The following is a 20,661-nucleotide window of genomic DNA, read 5'->3' as shown; positions in this document are numbered from 1 at the left end:
TTATTTACCTTTACTCCCATTTAACAAATTGAAAAATCCTTATGTGGCAACGCTTAGCAGGTCTGGTGCTGAAATACCGGTTAACTCTTCTCCTTTTATTGCTGGCCAGTACCGGCGTTATGGCCTACTTCGCGAGTAAGGTACAGATGTCTTATGAGTACGTATCTACCATACCGCATGATAATCCAAAGTACCTTGCATTTCAGCAGTTTCAAAAGAAATTCGGCACAGACGGTAATGTACTGATGCTGGCTGTGCAAACCGATAAGTTTTTCCAGGCAGATTTCTTTAATGATTATGTGAAGCTGAACAGAGACATGAAGAATGTTTTTGCAGTGGAGAATATCATGAGTGTGCCGATGGCAATCAATTTGATCAAAAATGATAGCTCCCAGAAACTGGAGGCAAGTCTGCTGTTTAAAGGAGATCATTTTGACCAGACTTCTATCGATAGTATTTCCGGTGTTTTTAAAACATTACCGTTCTATAAAGGGTTACTGTACAACCCGGATACACATGCTTACCTGATGGCGATTTATGTGAACAAGGATGTCTTCAACTCGCCTAAGCGTACCAAGGTAGTGGAAGAAGTAACAAAGCTGGCCAAAGCTTTTGAAGAGAAGCATTATACAGAGGTGTATCTGAGCGGATTGCCATTAATTCGTACAGTCATGGCCGTTAAGGTGGCGGATGAACTGAAACTGTTTCTGAAGATCTCGTTCCTGCTCACCGCGCTGATCCTGTTCCTGTTTTTCCGTTCCATTGGCGCAGTGCTGATGTCTATGGTAGTGGTGGCAATCGGTGTGATATGGTCTGTGGCTACCATTGTATTGATGGGTTATAAGATCACGCTGCTTACGGGGTTAATTCCTTCGCTGATAGTCGTAATAGGGATTCCGAACTGTGTGTATTTCCTAAGTAAGTATCATACGGAATACGCGAAGCACGGCAACAAAACGCGTGCGTTGATGCGTATGATACAGCGCATGGGGATTGTTACGTTGTTTACCAACATTACAGCGGCTATCGGATTTGGTGTATTCTGTTTTACCAACAGTGCCATCCTCAAAGAGTTTGGCGTAGTAGCAGGATTGAACATCATGTTCATCTTCCTGATATCTTTCATCTTCCTGCCTGCGGTATTAAGCTATCTGCCTGAGCCGAAGACAAAACATACAAATTATCTCGAGAACAGGTTCTTCGGAAAAGTACTTGATTTCCTCACTACACTGGTGTTTAAATACCGGCCATGGATATACATTGTAAGCGGAGCTTTGGTGTTGTTGTCTATAGCGGGAATGGGCAGATTGCAGTCTGTGGGTTATATGTTAGATGATCTTCCGCATACAGATAAATTGTATATGGATCTGAAGTTCCTGGAGAAGAACTTCAAAGGGGTGATGCCGCTTGAAATTGCGGTAGACACTAAAAAGAAGAATGGCGTGATTAACCTTCAGACGTTGAATAAGCTGGATGAGCTTACGAAGCTGATATCTTCGCAGCCGGATTTTGCAAGACCATTGTCTGTGGTGGAAGGTATCAAATTTGCGAAGCAGGCATATTACAATGGCGACAGCTCCAACTATGCGGTGCCTAACCAGTTTGACCTGAGCTTCCTGGCGCCATATCTGCGCATGAAAGGCTCAGCTAATGCGAATGGCGCCACATCTACATTCTCGAAGCTGGTTTCTTCCTTTATGGATAGCACCAGGCAGGTGGCCCGTCTGAGTGTGAACATGAAAGATGTGGGCTCTCAGAAACTGCCGCTGCTGCTTGATTCGCTGGAGCCGAAAGTGAAGGAGATATTTGACACTGCACATTATAAGGTAACCTTTACTGGTACCAGTGTTATATTTCAGGAGGGAACAAGATTCATCATCAATGGTCTTACAGAGAGTATTCTGCTGGCATTTGTGCTGATTATGCTGTGTATGCTGTATCTCTTCCGTTCATGGAGAATGCTGCTTATATCGCTGATTCCGAATATCATTCCGCTGTTGGTAACTGCGGGAATTATGGGTTGGGCAGGCGTACCCCTGAAACCTTCCACTGTACTGGTGTTCAGTGTGGCGTTGGGGATTGCTATAGACGTAACGATCCGTTTTCTGGTGAACTTCAAGCAGGAGCTATCGAGGCATGATTTTGATATCAGTGCTACCGTAAAGCAAACGATTCACGAAACCGGACTGAGTATTATTTACACATCGATGATCCTGTTTGCGGGATTCATGATCTTCAGTTTTTCAGGATTCGGAGGCACGAAGGCGCTCGGATGGCTTACATCGCTGACGCTGGTTGTGGCGATGATCACGAATCTCACGATATTGCCCGCATTGCTGTTGTGGATGGAAAAAGCGCTGTTGAAGAAAGCGAGGAAAAAGGAATTATGGAAGGTATTGGATGAGGAAGAGGATGTAGAAATAAAAGACTGACGAAGGTGATTCGATAAAACGATGTTCACCGGAACTGATTGAAAGCGGGAGATCCTTTAGGGGGCCCGCTTTTCCTTTTCAGGGATGGGTAGAACAGGTTAAGGTTACTGCTAAACCACCACAATAATTTAGCTAAAACGGACAAAAAACAATCCTGAAATAATCTAGTGGGTAACATTCAAATACCATTATCACCGTTTGTATAAAAGCCGTGTGGATACCCATAAAAAAGTATGAGGTTTATAATGCCATTCTAACCACACTAGTTCATGAAAAACAAGTACTTAAAGGGTGCTCACTTATCTGAGCGCAAATTTAAGGAGATCTTGCGGCTGTTTGCCGATGATCTCACTGCAACCCAGATAGCCAATATCAGCGGTGTAAGCAGGGTAACTATCAACAGCTACCTGAAGAAATTACGACACCAGATCGCCCGCTACTGCGAAACGTTGCATCCTGTGCCTGCTCACGTTGTTGTTTGCAGCCCATCGGTAGAAACCCATGCCGATAATGACAGCGACACGCTGGTGGCTGTGAAGCCCGGCGTAAGCAAGCTGGTAAAACCTGTGATTTTTGGAATCAGCAAAACACAGGACCGGTTACACACCGAAATTCTTCCTGACGTAAGCCGATCGATGATCCATGCTGCTACCAGGGGGCGCTCCGTTCTGGAGACCCTGGAGGCCACGGAGCGTCTGCGCAGATTCAGCGGTGTTGTAGACCTGGGTCAATATCGTTTGTACCGATTGGGTAACTCTTTCAGCGATGTAAAGGGAGCTCCGTTGATGGATGATATTGACGCTTTCTGGGGCCTAACCAAGCACCGGCTGGCCAAGTTCAAGGGATTGAACCGGAATACAGCTTATTTGCACTTAAAGGAGTGTGAATACAGGTTTAACCACAGAAATGAAGATTTGTATGCGGTACTGCTGGAATTGTTAAAGGCATATCCGCTTACATTATCTTGATAAAATATTATATCCCCTCTTCCTGAAAAAGGTGGAGGGGATAAACTTAATCTCGATTTAGATTTTGGTTGATGAGTACAGGCGGTATTCTTGCCGCTTGTTTTAAATCATTTTGTTATAACATTTAGTTATTGTTAATATGTTAACGATAAGTTAAAAAATTGTTATCTAAATGTTATGGCCAAATATCCCAGCTTAATTTTTTGTTAATAAAGTTTATATTTACAGCCGAGTTGAAATTTTGTTAAGGAAACTGCTTATGGACAGGAAGTTAATTACTTCTGCGATTTATTTGTTGAATAAATCGCAACAGAGGTGCTTAATTTTTCGTCATTGTATATCTCGTACTGTATGATACGTTACAACAAGCCAACATCAAAGAGTCTCCACAAAGGTTAGTCAACACTATTTATTTACGGTGAACCAAAATGAATTAGAGTTAAAAGCTCTGATATAGATCTAATAATTGAAGGTTAAAAAACAGGAAACAAAATCATGCTTATGAGGAAAGTTCTATTTCTCCTCCTGTCCGTGTTTTTCCTTGCCGGACAGGCATTTGCGCAGAACCGCACGATAACGGGGAAAGTTACCGATGGAAAAGACGGGTCTCCGATACCTGGTGCCACCATTCAGGTAAAAGGTACAAGCAAAGGCGCTGCCACCGCACCGGATGGTTCGTTCAGTCTTCAGGCTGCCGACAATGCAGTTCTGGTAGTATCATTTATTGGTTATGAAACAAAGGAGATTGCTTCAGGCACCGCTGAAAAGCTGAATATCCAGCTGAAAGTGGATTCTAAAAGCCTCGATGAAGTAGTCGTAACAGGTTACACCGTTGAGAAAAAAATCAACTCCACTATTGCTGTGGCATCTATCAGCGGAACAAAGATCAACAACATTGCGCTGCCGGATGTGAACCAGATGCTGCAAGGTAATGCGCCTGGTATTGCGGTATCCACCAACTCCGGTCAGCCTGGTGCTAAAACCGAAGTAAGGATCCGTGGTATCGGTTCCATTTCTGCCAGCAACAGCCCGCTGTATGTATTGGACGGGGTGGTAATGTCTACTGGTGACCTGACACAGAATACTCCCAGCCAGGACATCATCGCCAACCTGAACCCGGCAGACATTGAAAACATCAGCATCCTGAAAGATGCGTCTGCAACTGCACTGTACGGTTCCCGTGGTTCTAACGGTGTGGTAGTAATTACCACTAAAACCGGTAAAAAAGGTCAGAGCAGAATCAACTTCAATGGTAAATACGGTTTCCAGCAACTGGCTAAGAAAATCGAAATGATGAACGCTTCTGAGCTGCTGGCTTATCAGCGTGAGGCATTGAAGAACACTGGCAAATACACTGATGCTGAGATTCTGAAATACCGTCCTGATCACCTGGCTGATTATAACACCAACTGGATGGACGAAGCATTCCGCACCGGTAAAACACAGTCTTATGGCATCAATGCCAGCGGCGGTAATGAAAAAACAACATTCTATGCTTCCGGTGACTACTTCAAACAGCAGGGTATCCTGATCGGTAGTGATTTCAGCCGTTATGCAGGCCGTGTGAACGTAGATCATAAGTTCAATCAGAAGTTTGACCTGAGCGTTAAAATGAGCGGTTCTTATACCGATCAGCGCAGCGCTTCTCCAGGTAATACCTATTCCTCTCCTCTCGGTGGAGCCATGACACAGGTTCCCTGGATACCTTCACGTGATGCTAATGGTAACGTTTACAACGGTTACCTGCCAGGTTCTCCTGGTTCCAGCACCTGGAGCGGAATTGGAGACATTCCTGATGCCTTCCGTCCTACATTACAGGGAGGTAACTTCGTGCACACCATTCAGCAGAATTACACCAAGAACTACAATACTCAGACCGTATTCAACATCGCACTGGGTTATAACATCATAGATGGTCTCCGTTTCGTGGTAAAAGGTAACGCAGAGCTTACCGGTATCCGTGAGAAACAATGGACCTCTCCCAACACCTACGACGGACGTAACAACGGTGGTGCATTATATAATGTAAACACTAACGCCGGGCTGTATACCACACAGCAGTTGCTGACTTACAACTTCAATGTTGGTAAAGATCACAGCATCCGTTTACTGGCTGGTAATGAATACTCTTACCGCAACCTGTCATGGACAATGGCTAGTAAGAATATGTTCCCTAACAGTGATCTGCAGGTGCCTAACGTAGGTGCTGTTGCTGCTGATGTACTGGGTCAGGAAAACAACTATGCTTTCCATGGTATCCTTGCAAAAGCTGACTATGATTATAAAGCGAAATATTTCCTGAGCGGTAGCTTCAGAAGGGATGGTTCTTCCCGTTTCCCTAAAGACAGCCGTTATGGTAACTTCTACTCTGTAGGTGCTGCATGGCGCATTACTGAAGAGAACTTCACCAAATCTATTGGTTGGCTGAACGACCTGAAACTGCGTGCCAGCTATGGTATCATGGGTAACGCTGAAGGCCTGGGCGACTATCCTTATATGGGACTGTACAGCTTCAACGGTGCTTACAATGGTGTAGCTGCCGGTTATGCCAACCAGCCTGCCAACCCTGCCCTGAGCTGGGAAAAACAGAACCTGTTTGATGTTGGCCTTGACTTCAGCATCTTCAATAAACGTGTATATGGTAGCATCGGATTCTACGACAAGCGCTCTTCTGCACTGCTGATGCAGCTGCCACTGTCTATGACAACCGGCTACGATGTGATGAACCTGAACGTGGGTAAAATGCTGAACCAGGGCTTTGAAATTACACTGGGCGCTATCCCTGTTTCCACCAAAGACTTCCAGTGGAGCACAGACCTGAACTTCGCTACATTGCGTAACAGGGTATTGTCTCTGGGGGGCCTGCAGTTTATTCCTGCCGGTACCAGACAGCGTATTGAAGTGGGCCGTGCGTATGGTTCCTGGTATATGCCTTTATGGTATGGTGTAGATCCTGAAACAGGCTCTCCTTTGTGGGTTGGTCCGAATGGCGTACCTACCAAAAATGTAGGCGAAGCACAGCGTGGGTACGTTGGTCAGGCACTGCCTAAGATCACCGGCGGTTTCACCAACAAATTCAACTATAAAGAGTTTGATTTATCCATCTTCATCACTTTCAGCGCGGGTAACAAAGCATACAACTACAACCGCATGAACCTGGAGAGCGATGGCGCCAACCTGCGTAACCAATCGAAAGATGCGCTGGGTTACTGGAAACAGAAAGGTGATATCTCCGACAGGCCTAAACCAATCTATGGTGGCGGTGGTACAGGTTCCAGCGGCGTTTCTTCGCGCTACCTGGAAGATGTGTCTTATGCAAGGGTAAGAAACGTAACCCTGGGTTACACACTGCCTAAGCGTTTACTGACAAACATGAAATTGCAGTCACTGCGCGTATACGCACAGGCTGAGAACCTCCTGACTTTCACTGGTTACAAAGGATGGGATCCGGATATCAACACCAACCCGCTGTCTCCGAACAGCACGGCTTCCATCGCTACTACCAATGGTGGAAACGACGCATGGCGTTACCCTACTGCACGTGTTATCACCTTTGGTATAAACGTGGGTTTGTAAACGAAGATGTTCTTCTAACAAAAAATTGTAGTTAATTGATTATGAAATATTCTAAACTTTCTATACTGGCTTTATCTGCTGTGGTTACTTTTTCAGCTTGTAATGACAAGCTGGACCTGGCCCCTTCAGACGCGCAGGAAAATGGGGTGGCTGTAAATGAGAGCAATGTGAAGCTGCTGGCCAATGGTTTGTATGAAAAAGCACAGGAGCTTGAGTATTATGGTCGTGATTTTATGGTAACCACCGATGTGGGTGGTATTGATATGAAGATTACCGGTGACAACTCAAACCGTTTCATCCAGGAGTTCCAGTATTTATACCTGCCTTTGGTGTCTCCTCAGACTAAAACCTGGCTGAATGCTTACCGCGTAGCTAACCAGGCAAGTGTGATCATTGACAAGCTGCCAACCAATGCCAACACTTCTCCTTACAAAGGTGAAGCTTATTTTATGCGTGCGCTTGCTCACCTGGACCTCACAAGAAGATATACCAGACCGTACACCGGCACAGCTGTTGGTGGTGGCAAGGTAGATCCGAATGCAGAGAACTCGGGTATTACGCTGATCACAAAAGCAGCAGAATCAGCTCCAAATACACTGAAGCCTAAGCGTAATACTTTAAAGGAAACTTACGACTTCATCATCAGTGACCTGAAACAGGCGCAGCAACTGGCTCCTGCCAGCAAGCCCAATACTCAGGCTTCTTTCAGAGCATCACAACAAGCTGCTACCGCTTTGCTGTCACGCGTGTATGTATACATGGGCGACTGGACCAACGCTGTTGCCGAAGCAAGCAAACTGATTGGTACTTACCCCCTGTGGGAAGCAGATGGTCTGTTGGCTGCATATACTGCTGACAATCCAACTTCAGAGGATATTTTCAGTCTTCGTTTCCTGACTGCTGAAAACAGAGGTTCCAATAACTTTGGCTATATCTACCTGCCCAAAGATCCGGCTTCTTCCGTTCAGGGCTATGGTGATATCCGCCTCTCTGACAGCTTCATGAGCATCCTCGATGTGAAAGATGCCCGCAGATCACTGATCAAACTGTTCAATGGTAACAACTACCTTATTAAATGGCAAGGTAATGGTCAGGGATTTGTTGGTATGGTGAATGTGAAGATCCTCAGAATAAGCGAAGTGCTGCTCAACCGCGCAGAAGCTTATGCTGAAATGAAGAACCTTACAGGCGCAGTAGCAGATATCAATACCCTGCGTGCTAAACGTGGCCTGGCGCCATATGCCGGTAATGTAACCGATGCTGCCGTTATTACGGAGATCAAACAGCAGAGAAGACTTGAGTTGGTAGGTGAAGGTCAGGCAATGACAGATCTTTTCAGAAAGAATGACGTCCGCATCATCAATGATAAAGACGCTATCCTGCCTCCTAATATGGAAGTTAAACCAGACAACTTCCGTGTTGCTTACCCTATCCCACAGACAGAGGTAGATGCCAACGCTAACATGGTACAGAATCCAGGTTATCCAAAATAGTTTTTTATAAACTGAGTGATGAAAAGGCTCCCTCGCTGCTGCGGGGGAGCTTTTTTTTGTGCCTGTCAGATAAATGAGTAAAATGTGATTGTGGTCACATGTTTTGAAATATAGCCCCATTCGCTTTTGACCGGAGCCTCAAAAAGATAGTGATCCTACCTAAATTATTTCTTCAACAATTCTTCTTCTTCGCGTGTTATCTCTTTTTAAGGTCTATCAATCAAAAATCTATCAATCAAACCTAATCGCTTATGAAAACAGTGCTACTAATGTTGCTGATCGTGGGCAGCAGCATCCTCAATGCGGTAGCCCAAACGCGAACGATCAATGGTAAAGTAATTGATGCAAAAGACGGCTCCCCTTTACCTGGTGTTACCGTAGTCGTAAAAGGTACAAACAAGGGCGTATTCACGTCCGGAGATGGTTCTTACAAGCTAAGCAACGTTTCAGACGGGGCTACGCTGGTATTTTCATTCGTTGGCTACCTTAACAAGGAAGTGACGGTGGGTACAGAGAATACCGTCAATGTGACGATGGAAACAGACAAGAAACAGCTCGGCGAAGTAGTGGTAACCGCTATGGGGCTGAAGCGTAATGAAGTGGCCCTTGGTTATTCTGTGACCAGTGTAAAGCCTGACCAGATACTGCAGAAGTCTGAGCCAGACATGTTGAAAGGTTTACAGGGTAAGGTGGCCGGTGTGGATATCAGAACCTCACAGGGTACGCCTGGTGCGGCAACGCGCATTAATATCCGTGGTAATACTTCGTTTTTTGGTAACAACGAACCATTGATCGTGGTGGATGGGATTCCTTACAATAACGACCAGGTAACTACCTCCAGCCAGACATCGGGTGGCGGTGCTTATTCAAGTGGTCTGTCTTCCCTTGATCCTAACGACATTGCATCCATGACGGTACTGAAAGGCGCGGCTGCAGCGGCGCTTTACGGTTCAAGAGCTTCCAACGGTGCTATCATCGTTACTACAAAATCAGGTAGTGCAGGACGTTCACGCAAGGGGCTTGAAGTGACCTATTCCTCTTCTCTTGCATTTGAAAGAGTGGCTAGTTTGCCCAAGTATCAGAATGATTACGGTGCAGGTTCCCTTTTTACTTATGCCAATGCCAATGGTTCCTGGGGTCCTAAGTTTGGCACCCGGGATTCTATACCAGCCTGGCCTGATTACCGGAATGCATTCCCGAATCTGTTCCCGAACGGGAAAACTGTTTATAAGGCATATCCCAATAACGTCAAGGATCTATTCAGAACGGGTTCAGTGTTTGAGAACTCAGTATCTGTAAATGGTGGAGATGAAAAATCATCTATCAGTTCTACCGCTTCTTATCTTACACAGGACGGTTATGTACCTGCTTCCTCTTTCAACCGCGGAAGCATCAGTGTGGGCGGACAAACGAGACTTAATGTGGGGCTTACCGTCAGCGCCAACTTCGCCTATTCGAGAACGAATCAGGTAGGTAGCGTATTCGGTGAAAACCAGGTGGACGGATCCGCTTCTTCTTTCGCGCGTAACCTCTTCCTGGCGAGGAACTGGAATATTGCAGGGTTACCTTTTGAAGATGCAAACGGGTTCCCGGTTTCAACGAGTAACGCTCAGTATGATAACCCGTTATGGTCTTTCAGGCACAATACAGTTAAAACAAACACCGACAGGTATGTAGCGGGTATCAAATTCGGATATAACATCCATGACATTGTTAATCTATCTTATCAGATAGGTACCAATACCAATAACCTGTTCCGCAGAGAGGTAACAGACATCGGATCACGTGCGGCAGAAGGAAAGGGAAGGATCATTGAAGAGAACTATCAGTTCCAGGAAATAGAATCCAACCTGATTGCCACTATCACACCGAAATTAAAGAATAAGGATTTTGACTTTAAGGCAATACTCGGGCACAACGTTAACCAACGTACAACCCGTGACCAGGTGATACTGGGTAATGAAATCATTTCCCCCGGCATTTATACGATCACCAATACCAAATCTATATTGCCCAGTAACGGCACTTACCAGCAACGGCGCCTCTGGGGCATATTTGCAGACCTTGAGTTTGCGTACAAACAGTTTGCGTTCCTGACCGTCACAGGCAGAAATGACTGGTCGTCTACCCTGCCTACGAACAATCGCAGCTATTTCTATCCGAGTGTGTCTGCCTCCTTTATATTTACAAGAGCATTTAATATGGAAAACAAGGTGCTGACCTTTGGTAAGATCAGGGGCAGCTGGGCTAAAGTAGGCCGGGATGCCAACCAATATTCGCTGCAGAACGTATTCCTGCTGAATAACCCCATACTGGGTGTGCCCGGCGTGATACAATCGCCCACCTCGAACAACCCGAAACTGAAACCTGAGTTTACACAGGACTTTGAAGTAGGGCTCACGCTCGAATTTTTCGACAGAAGAATAGCGCTGGATGCTGCTTACTATAATCGCAGCTCCACCAACCAGATTGCAGCGATTACCACCCCAGCCTCTTCAGGGTTTACTCAGTTGTTCGAGAACTTTGGAAAGATCAGTAATAAAGGTGTGGAAATAGACCTGAACGTAATACCTGTGCAGACAAAAGATTTTACCTGGAATCTGCACTGGGTGTTCACCAAGAACAAGAGTGAAGTGGTATCTCTGCTACCGGGTGTAGAGAGGATTCCTTTGAACAATATCCTGACAGAGATATCCCCATATCTTGAGCCAGGCAAGCCTTTCGGCTATCTAAGGGGTACCGTGGATTACCGTGACGCCAAAGGCAACCTGCTGATCAACCCGGCTACCGGCCTGCTGATCAGAAACCCGGAACAGCAAATGATCGGTGATCCCAATCCTGATTTTAAGACGGGGCTGAATACTACGTTCAACTACAAGGGTGTTTTCCTGAGCGCCTTGTTTGATCTCACCAAGGGTGGCGATATGTATTCTGTAACGGTGAGCTCACTGTTAGGCCGCGGTGTAACCAAAGATACCAGGGATCGTGAAACGGGTTATGTGATTCCTGGTTATTACGGAGATGGGAATACCGGCAAGCCCATACTGGACAGTAAGGGTGAGCAGATCCGCAATACTACCAGTGTGAGTTTGCGCGAGTTGTATTTCGGAGAATCTTTTGCCATCAATTCTGCTACAGAATGGAATGTATATGATGCTACCGTATATACATTGCGTGAAGTAACCCTGGGCTATGACTTGCCGAAGAAATGGTTCCAGAGAACGCCTATCGGTAGTCTCACAGTTACATTAACCGGCAGAAACCTCTGGTATGTAGCGCCTAATTTTCCCAAATACACCAATTTCAATCCTGAGGCCAACAGCTTTGGTAATACAACCACACAGGGTATTGAATTGTCTGCTGCGCCCACTACGCGCAGGTATGGCGTGAATCTCAAGGTTACATTCTAATTGGTGAACATTTTCAAAACAGGAAATTATGAAAAGGTCGATCTATATATTTTTCGGGATGCTGGTCACGTTAACTGCATGTACCAAGGGGTTTCTTGATATTAACACGGATCCCAACTTTGCATCCAAAACATCTGAAAACAGGCTGCTGCCTCCATCGCAGCAAGGGCTGTCTTATGCGCTGGGGTTCAATAATGACAACCGCGGGGCCAGGGGGCTTACGGAAGTAACGTCTGTATACATGCACCAGATTACTGTGAGGGAAGACCAGGACCAGTATGGTGCAGATGGAAACGATTTCTCCATCAACGGCTCATGGAAGGGCATGTATAGCAGTTCTCCTGCGCAGGTGGGTTCTGATGTTCTCGGTACTTTACAGAACACAGAAGCGCTTATTGCGCAGGCTACAAAGAATGGGAATATGATTTATGCCGGCATAGGTAAGATCATGAAAGCATATGCCATCAGCGAGTTTGTAGATGCTTTTGCGGATGTGCCTTTTTCTGAGGCCAACAAGCTGCTGAGCAACGGCATAGTTTATCCAAAGTATGACAAAGGCGCAGAGATATACCCCAAACTGTTTGCGCTGCTGGATGAGGCTATTGCTAATCTGAAGGATGCCGGTGCTGCCAATACACTGGTGCCATCCGGTGACGATCTGTTTTATGGCGGTGATGCCGGAAAGTGGATTGCATTGGCAAATACTATTAAGTTGAAAATGTATAACCAGGTAAGACTGGTACAGGATGTAAGTGGTCAGGTACAGGCGCTGGTGGGCGGAAGTCTCATCAGCTCAACAGCCAATGGCTTCATGTTCCCATACGGACGCGGTACAACACCGGATGACCGTAATCCCGGATTCAGCGAATACTTTGCCGGGCAGAAGACGCATTATCAGAGCCCCTGGTTTTATGAAATACTGAGAGGGTATAACAAGCGGATATTTACTGGTATCAGAGACCCCAGGATACCATATTATTTCTATGAGCAACTCACATTTGACCAACCCGCCCAGAACCCTACAGATTACAGGGATAGTGGTTTTCTGAGTATACCGTTTGGCTCCGTGAGTGTGAATCGTGATTTTTCGCAGGACCAGTCAATGACGTTGTTTGGCATCTATCCTGTTGGTGGCCGGTTTAATCTCGACACTGTACAGGTGGATGGTACCAGCGGTACCGGTGCAGCACCCCTCAGGCTGCTGACCTATGCAGATCGTTTGTTTATTGAGGCGGAACTGCGTCAGGTAGGCCTGCTGCCGGGAAGTGCAAGAGACAAGTTAAAAGATGCGATCAACGAAGCTTTTAACCTGGTGGATTATGTAGTGACGGCGGCGTCAAAACAATCCGGTATTCCCGTGTTGGCTGGCAGTACTGATGCCAGTGATTATGTTAACAAAGTACTGGCAGAATATGATGCGAAAGATGCCGCCGGCAAGCTGGAAGTGATAATGACACAGAAATGGATTTCCAGCTTTGGTAACAGTAATGATCAGTATACCGACTACCGGCGTACTGGTTATCCGGTAATATTTAATCCTAGTGATCCTACGCAGGCGCCGGGAGGACGCTTGCAGCCACCCATCAATGGTGATCCTACCAGGCCAGGGGCACAGCCTTCTATCCCTGTGCAGCTGAGCAGGGCATTCCCATTGTCGCTGCCCTGGAGTAATGATGACCTGAACGTAAACAAAAATGCACCTAAACAGAAGCCACCTGCAACTACTCCCGTATTCTGGGATAAGTAATGAGGTTGATTTATGTTGATCTAAAAAATGAATTATGAACAGACTACTTAACTTATTTATACTACTCGCAATCGTGTTTTCAGCAGCCTGTAAGAAAGACCAGAACCCCAGGCTGCCTGATGGACTGGAGAAGTCGCCTATTCCGCTGGTTCAGATTGTAAAGGGCTCTGACGCAAGTATTGGCGATGTGAATACCTTCAAGGGAAATTTTAATGTAGGATTACTATTTCCAAACGATATCAAGCCAAAGAAAATGGATGTGGTTGTGGCATTAAACGCAAATTATGATGTAGTGAAAGTGCTGCAGGCAGACGTTACCACCTATCCTACTTCAATTACTGTAACTGCGCAGCAGCTGGCAGCCTTGTTTGGTAAGAATGCTGCGGACCTTGTTTCCGGCGATTTCTTCGAGATAGGAGCTGATGTAACGCTCAACAGCGGCCTGGTAGTTACTATGTTCAGTAAGGCTAACGTTGCAAATCCGTATGGCCCTGATGCACCCAATTACCCGGGTAGCAGCTTACAGATCACCTACACAAAAAAATAGTAACGTTGAGGTATACACGATTTTCAAAGCCGCCCTGGTAAGCCGGGGCGGCTTTCCCTTTATGGGTAAAGGCTTGCAGCGAAGTGATCCTGAAGTTTATTCTTATCAAGATAAAAAGTAAATGTTTCCTTGAAGAAAATTATGCGGGGCAGATTATTGAAAACCTGTAATAATTTATATATTGCATATGGTTATTTAAAAATTATTTAACAATTGTAGATCAAAATCTAAACTTTAGAAGTTGGACCCGGCTTAACGCTACCTAATTTGCTTATGATGTTGTTTGGAACCTATGCTGAGAATAAACAGATCTCCTGAGTCTTTTTTCTCCAGTATATGTGAATACCTGTTATCCATGGGAATGTCGTCAGAGATCCTGACTGGCGCATTGTTGTTCTGCTAAAGTTTAGCTGAGAAAATTTATTAAAATCTAAATTGCTTATGAAAAGAGGACTACTCTTATGGCTGCTCGTGGCCATCAGTGTGCTGCATGCCTATGCACAATCCCGAACGATCAGGGGCAAGGTAACTGATGCCAAAGATGGCACTGCCCTTCAGGGAGTTACTGTTACAGTGAAAGGAACTAGAGTTGGAACAGTAACGGGTCCTGACGGATCCTATAAGCTTGATGCTCCCGCCAATGCAACACTTATTTTCACCTTTATCGGTTATGAACAGAAAACAACTGCTGCTACTGGCGATGTAGTAAATGCGCAATTGGGCACAGATAACAAACAACTCAGCGAAGTTGTCGTAACGGCGCTCGGTGTTACCAGAGAGAAAAAAGCGCTTGGTTATTCTGTAGGAACAGTAAAATCAGAAGAGCTGGTGCGTGCAGCCAACCCTAATATAGCTACAGCTATTCAGGGTAAAGTATCCGGTGTGGAAGTAAGAGCTTCCAGCGGTATGCCTGGCGCATCTGCACAGATCCTGATCCGTGGTCCCCGTTTCTTTGATTCAGATAATACACCGCTGTATGTAGTGGATGGGATGCCTATCAACAGTAAACCTGACTTTGATGTGGCTAGTAGTGGCGTTACCGGTACTGACTTTGCAGGCCGTTCCATAGATATTGATCCCAATGATATTGAAAGCATCGACGTACTGAAAGGTCAGGCTGCTTCTGCACTGTATGGTATGCGTGCTGCGAATGGTGTGGTGATGATCACCACCAAAAGCGGTAAAAGCAATAAAGCCGGCAAGCCTGTGATCACCGTATCCAGCAACTACTCTTTCGATAATATCTCCAGGCTGCCTGATGTACAGAACAAGTACGCACAGGGTAATAACAACAAGACCTTCAATAACTTCGTTTCCCAGTCATGGGGTCCTGAAATCAGCAAACTCGCTGATGATCCAAAGTTTGGTGGTAACGTACCCAACGATTTCAACAACCAGACGCCTACTGACCAGACAAGAGGTAAATACTGGAATCCGCAGAAGCAGGCATGGGTTACCCCACAGGCTTACAATAACCCGAAAGACTTCTTCCAGACAGGACATACCTTTAACACCTCTCTGAATATGTCTCAGGCGAGCGAGCGCGGTAACTACGCGTTTGGCTTCGGGAATACTGACCAGAAAGGTATTATCCCGAGCACTGATATGAAGCGTTTCAATGCCAAGTTCAACGGTACTTTCAACCTGAGCCCGAAAGTAAGAGTAGGAACAAGCATTAACCTATCAAATACTAATATTAACAAACTGCCAACCGGTAATAACAGTATCCTGTTTCAGATCTATGGCGCGCCTTCGAGCTATGATATGAAAGGTACGCCTGCTTATGAAGCCGGTAATCCTTACAAACAGATCTCTTATCGTGGTGGTACCTTCGATAACCCGTACTGGTCAAATCAGTTTAACTCCTTCAATGAAAAAACAAGAAGGATCTTCGGTAACGCGTTCATTTCCTACGATCCGATCAAAGATCTGAATATACGCTACCAGCTGGGTACAGATATTTATACTACTGATATGGCCGAGCTATACGAAGTAGGTTCAGCAGTTACTGGTGCGCCTAGTACCTCCAATACTGTTCCTTCTTCTACTGCTCCGGGCGGCGGTGAAATTATCAACCGTGCATTTATCAACCGTACATTCAACTCATTGTTAAACATCTCTTATAACAAACAACTGAGCACTGATTTCAAACTGACAGCGCTGGCTGGTTCTGAGATCAACGACAGTTATACCCGTTTGATGGTGCAGGACGGTACTGGTTTGTCTGCCGGAGGTTTTCACAACCTGAACAATGCCTCCAGCGTGATCAGTACTGAACAGCAGTTTAAGAAAAGAACCGTTGGTTTCTATGCGAGTGCAGGATTGGACTGGAGAAAAATGGTTTATCTGAATATCGCTGCCAGGAATGATTATGCTTCTTCTATGCCCAGAGGAAAACGTTCTTTCTTCTACCCTTCAGGATCACTGGCCTGGGTAGTGAGCGAACTGCCTTCCCTGCAGGGCAAAGATATTTATGCAAAAGTACGTGTGTCTCTCGCGCAGGTGGGAACAGCGGGTACCTTCGTATCTCCGGTTTATAAAAAGCATTTAACTGCTTCCGGCGGCTTCCTGAGCGATGGTATCCAATATCCTTTCAATTCCCTCGTTGGCTTCAGCCCCAACCCTTCCTTGTACGATCCTAACTTCAAACCGCAGAATACCCGTGCTATTGAGATGGGCGCTGAGTTAGGGTTCCTGCAGAACCGTATTGGTATCGAATACTCCTATACAAAACAGAATACCATCGATCAGATATTTGCTGTGCCGATGGCTGGTTCTACAGGCTTTACGCAAATATATCGTAATGGTGGTGAAATGTCTGCCAGTGTACATGAGGTGAGTGTGAAACTGATACCTGTTAGAACGAGAGACTTTGAGTGGAATCTCAATGTTAACTATTCAAAAGTGATCAGCAAGGTGGTGAACCTCGCTGAAGGTGTGGATAACATTTCTCTCGGTGGCTTCACTGACCCACAGGTACGTGCTGCTATCGGTTATTCCTATCCTTCTATCTTCGGAACGGCCTATCTGCGTAACAATGAGGGCAAGCTGGTGCTGAATGACGATCCTAACGATAAAGCCCGCTATGGTATGCCTATCCAGGCTACTGACAATAAAGTGATCGGTAATGTTACCCCTGACTTTATTATGGATTACAACACTACCCTGCGATATAAATTTGTACGTCTGAGTGTATTGCTGCAATGGAAAAAAGGTGGTCAGATGTTCTCCGGCGCCAACAGGCTGATGGATTTCTATGGTACTTCCAAACGTACTGAAAACCGCGCAACAGATGTTATTAATTACGAAGGTGTAGGTTATTCCACACTGAAGCCTGACGGTACAGGTGGTACTGCCTTCAAAGGAGAGATTAAAGGCGCTGATAGAATTAAAGAACTTTACAACCTGATGAGTACTATTTCAGAAGCAGGTGTTTATGGAACCGGTTATCTCAAACTGAGAGAAATTTCTCTTGCCTTTGATTTGCCGTCAAATATCTGCCAGCGTACAAGGGTCTTCAAGGCTGCATCACTGGCTGTATCTGCACGTAACATCCTGTTATGGTCTGAGATGCCCAACTTCGACCCGGAAGCATCTCAGGGTAACGGTAATATGCAGGGAGGTTTCGATTATATGTCTCTGCCACAGACTCGTAGCATTGGTATTGGTCTGAATCTTACATTCTAATTTTAAAAACAAGCGATTATGAAATATTGGAAATATATAGCCGGATCAGTGATTGCTTTATCCTTTGCTGCATGTTCGGATGACGTAATGGATAGAATAAACGAGAACCGGAATGATCCGAAGGATGTGACAGCGGTAAACCTGATTGCCACCGTAACGACTGAAACTGCCGCGGGTACAGTTGGTACGGATATCGCCTGGTATGCGTCTGTATTCATCGAACATAATGCCGGTACTTACAACCAGATGTTCCAGGCTGATGACAGAACTGGTCTGAATTCGTCTTCACTCAACAACGCCTGGACTGCTGTTTATGATAACCTGATGACGTTGAATGATATCATCAGGAAATGTTCTCCTGGTGGTACTGAGCCGGAGAATAAGGCTACCCTGGGTATAGCGCAGGTACTCACTGCCTACAACCTCGCCATCACTACTGATATGTGGGGACAGGTTCCTTTCAAAGAGGCGCTGAAAGGCATGGCGAATTTTCAGCCTGTTTATGACAAACAGCAGGATAATTACCAGAAAGTGATCCTGCCGATGTTGGACAACGCTATCACTAATCTCACGCAGGAAACACCATCCGGTATTATAGCCAGTCTCGGTAAAACTGACCTGATCTATAAAGGATCTACTGACAACTGGATCAAGGCCGCCTGGAGCCTCAAAGCAAGATATTACCTGCATCTCTCCAACGTTGTGCCTGATGCCGCAGATAAAGCCCTGGATTGCATTTCCAAAGGATTTGAAAGCGCAGAGAGCGAGTTTCTGTTTAATGCTTATCAGCGTACCGCTACCGGAGAAAATCCGTGGTACCAGTTTTTTGCAGATCGTCAGTACCTCTCTGTCAGCAAAACATTGTACGACTTGATGGATGCACGCAAGGATCCGCGTATGAAGGCTTATTTCCAGCCATTGTCAAATGGAAAGATTGTGCCTGCGCCGAACGGGGCCTCTGAGCAAACACAGACTGGATATTCAGTATCTCTGCTGTCTACTACCGATAACGCTGCAGCTCAGATCGCACCGACTCCACTGATGACGTACCACGAACTGAAGTTCGTTGAAGCAGAGCTGAAAGCCAAAAAAGGTCAGGATTTCAAACCTGCTTTGCTGGACGCTATCCGTGCTTCTTTCGCTTATTATAAAGTAAGTGGTGCAGATGACTATTATACCAGCCAGGTGCTTCCCTTGCTGGGTACTACTCCCGCAGATAATCTGAAAGAGGTGCTGACTCAGAAATACATCTCTTTCTATGAAGCAGAATCCATTGAAGCATATAATGACTATCGCAGAACGAGGGTACCACAGCTGCACAATCCCAATAATAATCTGGCAGTGTATGGTTTCGTCGAAAGATTTCCTTATCCGCTCAGCGAAACTTCTGCAAACTCCAAGAATGTGCCTAAGGTGAATTTCTTTAAAGATAAAATCTGGTGGGCAGGTGGTACTGAATAAGTAAGCTATCCTTCCTGATAAATTAAAAAGGGCTGCCCCGGATGGGCAGCCCTTTTTTTGTAACATGAAAATGTTAATTAGATTTTTCTCATTTTTAATTATATTTGTCCCTATCATGAAATTTTCATGGGACCAGAATCAAGAATCAACAGTGTGCCTATTATGAATCAAAATAGGCAGAAACAAAAGGTGTATATCAAAACTATTCAATCGCTAGAATGCTTATGGGATAAGTCTAAATCTAAATTCCCTGCAATCAGTAGTTTCAATTATTTCGTCCGGTTTGCCGCGTATTTACATGCTACGGAAATCATAGTAATACGGCCACTGACATCGTTGCAACTACCAAAATCTAACCAGATCGTACTGAAAAGCTACAATGGGGTGTAACTATGTTAAATATTTTTTATTGCTTATGAAGAAAAGGATACTGATGTACAGTAGCTATGGCGGAAGTATCTGCTAACCTGTTTACATATTCTCTTTTCAGTTGGACCAAATTAAAATCGAAATCAAAGGCATAATGCCTTAAGGGGTTTGCTATGCCTGTTGACCAGGGATGGTTACGGATAAACTTTTTTATTTTTTCAAATCAAAATCGCTTATGAAGAAAGGATTGCTTCTCTGGCTGTTCGTGGCCATCAGTACGTTGCAGGTGCTGGGTCAAACACGAACAATCACCGGTAAAGTTACCGACGCAAAAGACGGTGCACCGTTACCAGGTGTAACGGTAAAGTTGGCTAACGGTTCTGGTGGTACTCTCACAGATGTCAACGGTGCATTTAAACTGAATGCGTCTGAAAAAGTATCATCTCTTGAATTTTCCTTTATTGGCTTTGTTTCCCAGGTAGTGAGCGTTGCTGGTAAAAGTACTGTTAATGTACAAATGTCCACTGACCAGAAAGGATTAAGTGAAGTGGTGGTGGTAGGTTACGGTACAATTGAACGCAAAAACCTGACGGCTTCTGTTGCCAGTATCAAAGGCGCAGATCTGAAGAACGCTGCTTCTCCGAGTATCGACCGCCAGCTGGCCGGCCAGGTAGCTGGTGTGCAGGCTACTGTGCCAAGCGGCGTACTGGGACAACCGGCACGTATCCGTATCCGTGGTACAAACTCATTGACAAGTGGTGCTGATCCGCTGTATGTAATTGACGGAGTACCTTTTGTAACCGGCAGCCAGAGCGGTATTACACCTAATAACCCGTTAGGAGATATCAACCCTAACGATATTGAAAGCATGGAAGTACTGAAAGATGGCTCTGCTACCGCTATCTACGGTTCCCGTGCAGCCAACGGCGTTATCCTCATCACTACAAAAAGAGGTAAACAGGGAAAGCCCC

General features: G+C 45.5%; 10 protein-coding genes. All 10 read left to right on the top strand.

Annotated elements, in window-relative coordinates; genetic code table 11:
* The first annotated feature begins 41 nt into the window (after positions 1-41).
* Positions 42-2,432, top strand: coding sequence for an efflux RND transporter permease subunit (locus tag VM802_RS01850; RefSeq protein WP_325527361.1), 2,391 nt, complete (start codon positions 42-44; stop codon positions 2,430-2,432).
* Between the two features lie 269 nt (positions 2,433-2,701).
* Complete coding sequence (locus VM802_RS01845) at positions 2,702-3,400, top strand: IS1595 family transposase (RefSeq protein ID WP_325527359.1); 699 nt, start codon at positions 2,702-2,704, stop codon at positions 3,398-3,400.
* 501 nt (positions 3,401-3,901) lie between these two features.
* Positions 3,902-6,976, top strand: coding sequence for a SusC/RagA family TonB-linked outer membrane protein (locus tag VM802_RS01840; protein WP_325527357.1), 3,075 nt, complete (start codon positions 3,902-3,904; stop codon positions 6,974-6,976).
* A 41-nt stretch (positions 6,977-7,017) separates the two neighbouring features.
* Positions 7,018-8,469, top strand: coding sequence for a RagB/SusD family nutrient uptake outer membrane protein (locus tag VM802_RS01835; protein ID WP_325527355.1), 1,452 nt, complete (start codon positions 7,018-7,020; stop codon positions 8,467-8,469).
* A gap of 251 nt (positions 8,470-8,720) precedes the next feature.
* Positions 8,721-11,879 carry a SusC/RagA family TonB-linked outer membrane protein gene (locus tag VM802_RS01830; RefSeq protein WP_325527353.1) on the top strand — a complete coding sequence of 1,053 codons (3,159 nt, stop codon included), beginning with the start codon at positions 8,721-8,723 and terminating at the stop codon, positions 11,877-11,879.
* A gap of 28 nt (positions 11,880-11,907) precedes the next feature.
* Complete coding sequence (locus tag VM802_RS01825) at positions 11,908-13,626, top strand: SusD/RagB family nutrient-binding outer membrane lipoprotein (protein WP_325527351.1); 1,719 nt, start codon at positions 11,908-11,910, stop codon at positions 13,624-13,626.
* A 34-nt stretch (positions 13,627-13,660) separates the two neighbouring features.
* A complete protein-coding gene (locus VM802_RS01820; protein WP_325527349.1) occupies positions 13,661-14,173 on the top strand; it encodes a hypothetical protein in 513 nt (170 codons plus the stop codon).
* Between the two features lie 441 nt (positions 14,174-14,614).
* Positions 14,615-17,860 carry a SusC/RagA family TonB-linked outer membrane protein gene (locus VM802_RS01815; protein WP_325527347.1) on the top strand — a complete coding sequence of 1,082 codons (3,246 nt, stop codon included), beginning with the start codon at positions 14,615-14,617 and terminating at the stop codon, positions 17,858-17,860.
* An 18-nt stretch (positions 17,861-17,878) separates the two neighbouring features.
* The gene (locus tag VM802_RS01810; protein ID WP_325527345.1) at positions 17,879-19,321 is read left to right on the top strand and encodes a SusD/RagB family nutrient-binding outer membrane lipoprotein; all 1,443 of its coding nucleotides are present in this window, start codon (positions 17,879-17,881) and stop codon (positions 19,319-19,321) included.
* 604 nt (positions 19,322-19,925) lie between these two features.
* On the top strand, positions 19,926-20,661 hold a 736-nt coding region (locus VM802_RS01805; protein ID WP_325527343.1), incomplete at its 3' end, for a TonB-dependent receptor plug domain-containing protein.

The organism is Chitinophaga sp., from assembly GCF_035538455.1.
GTDB lineage: Bacteria > Bacteroidota > Bacteroidia > Chitinophagales > Chitinophagaceae > Chitinophaga.
Note: the sequence above shows the minus strand (reverse complement) of the source record. Positions and strands in the feature narration are given on the sequence as shown.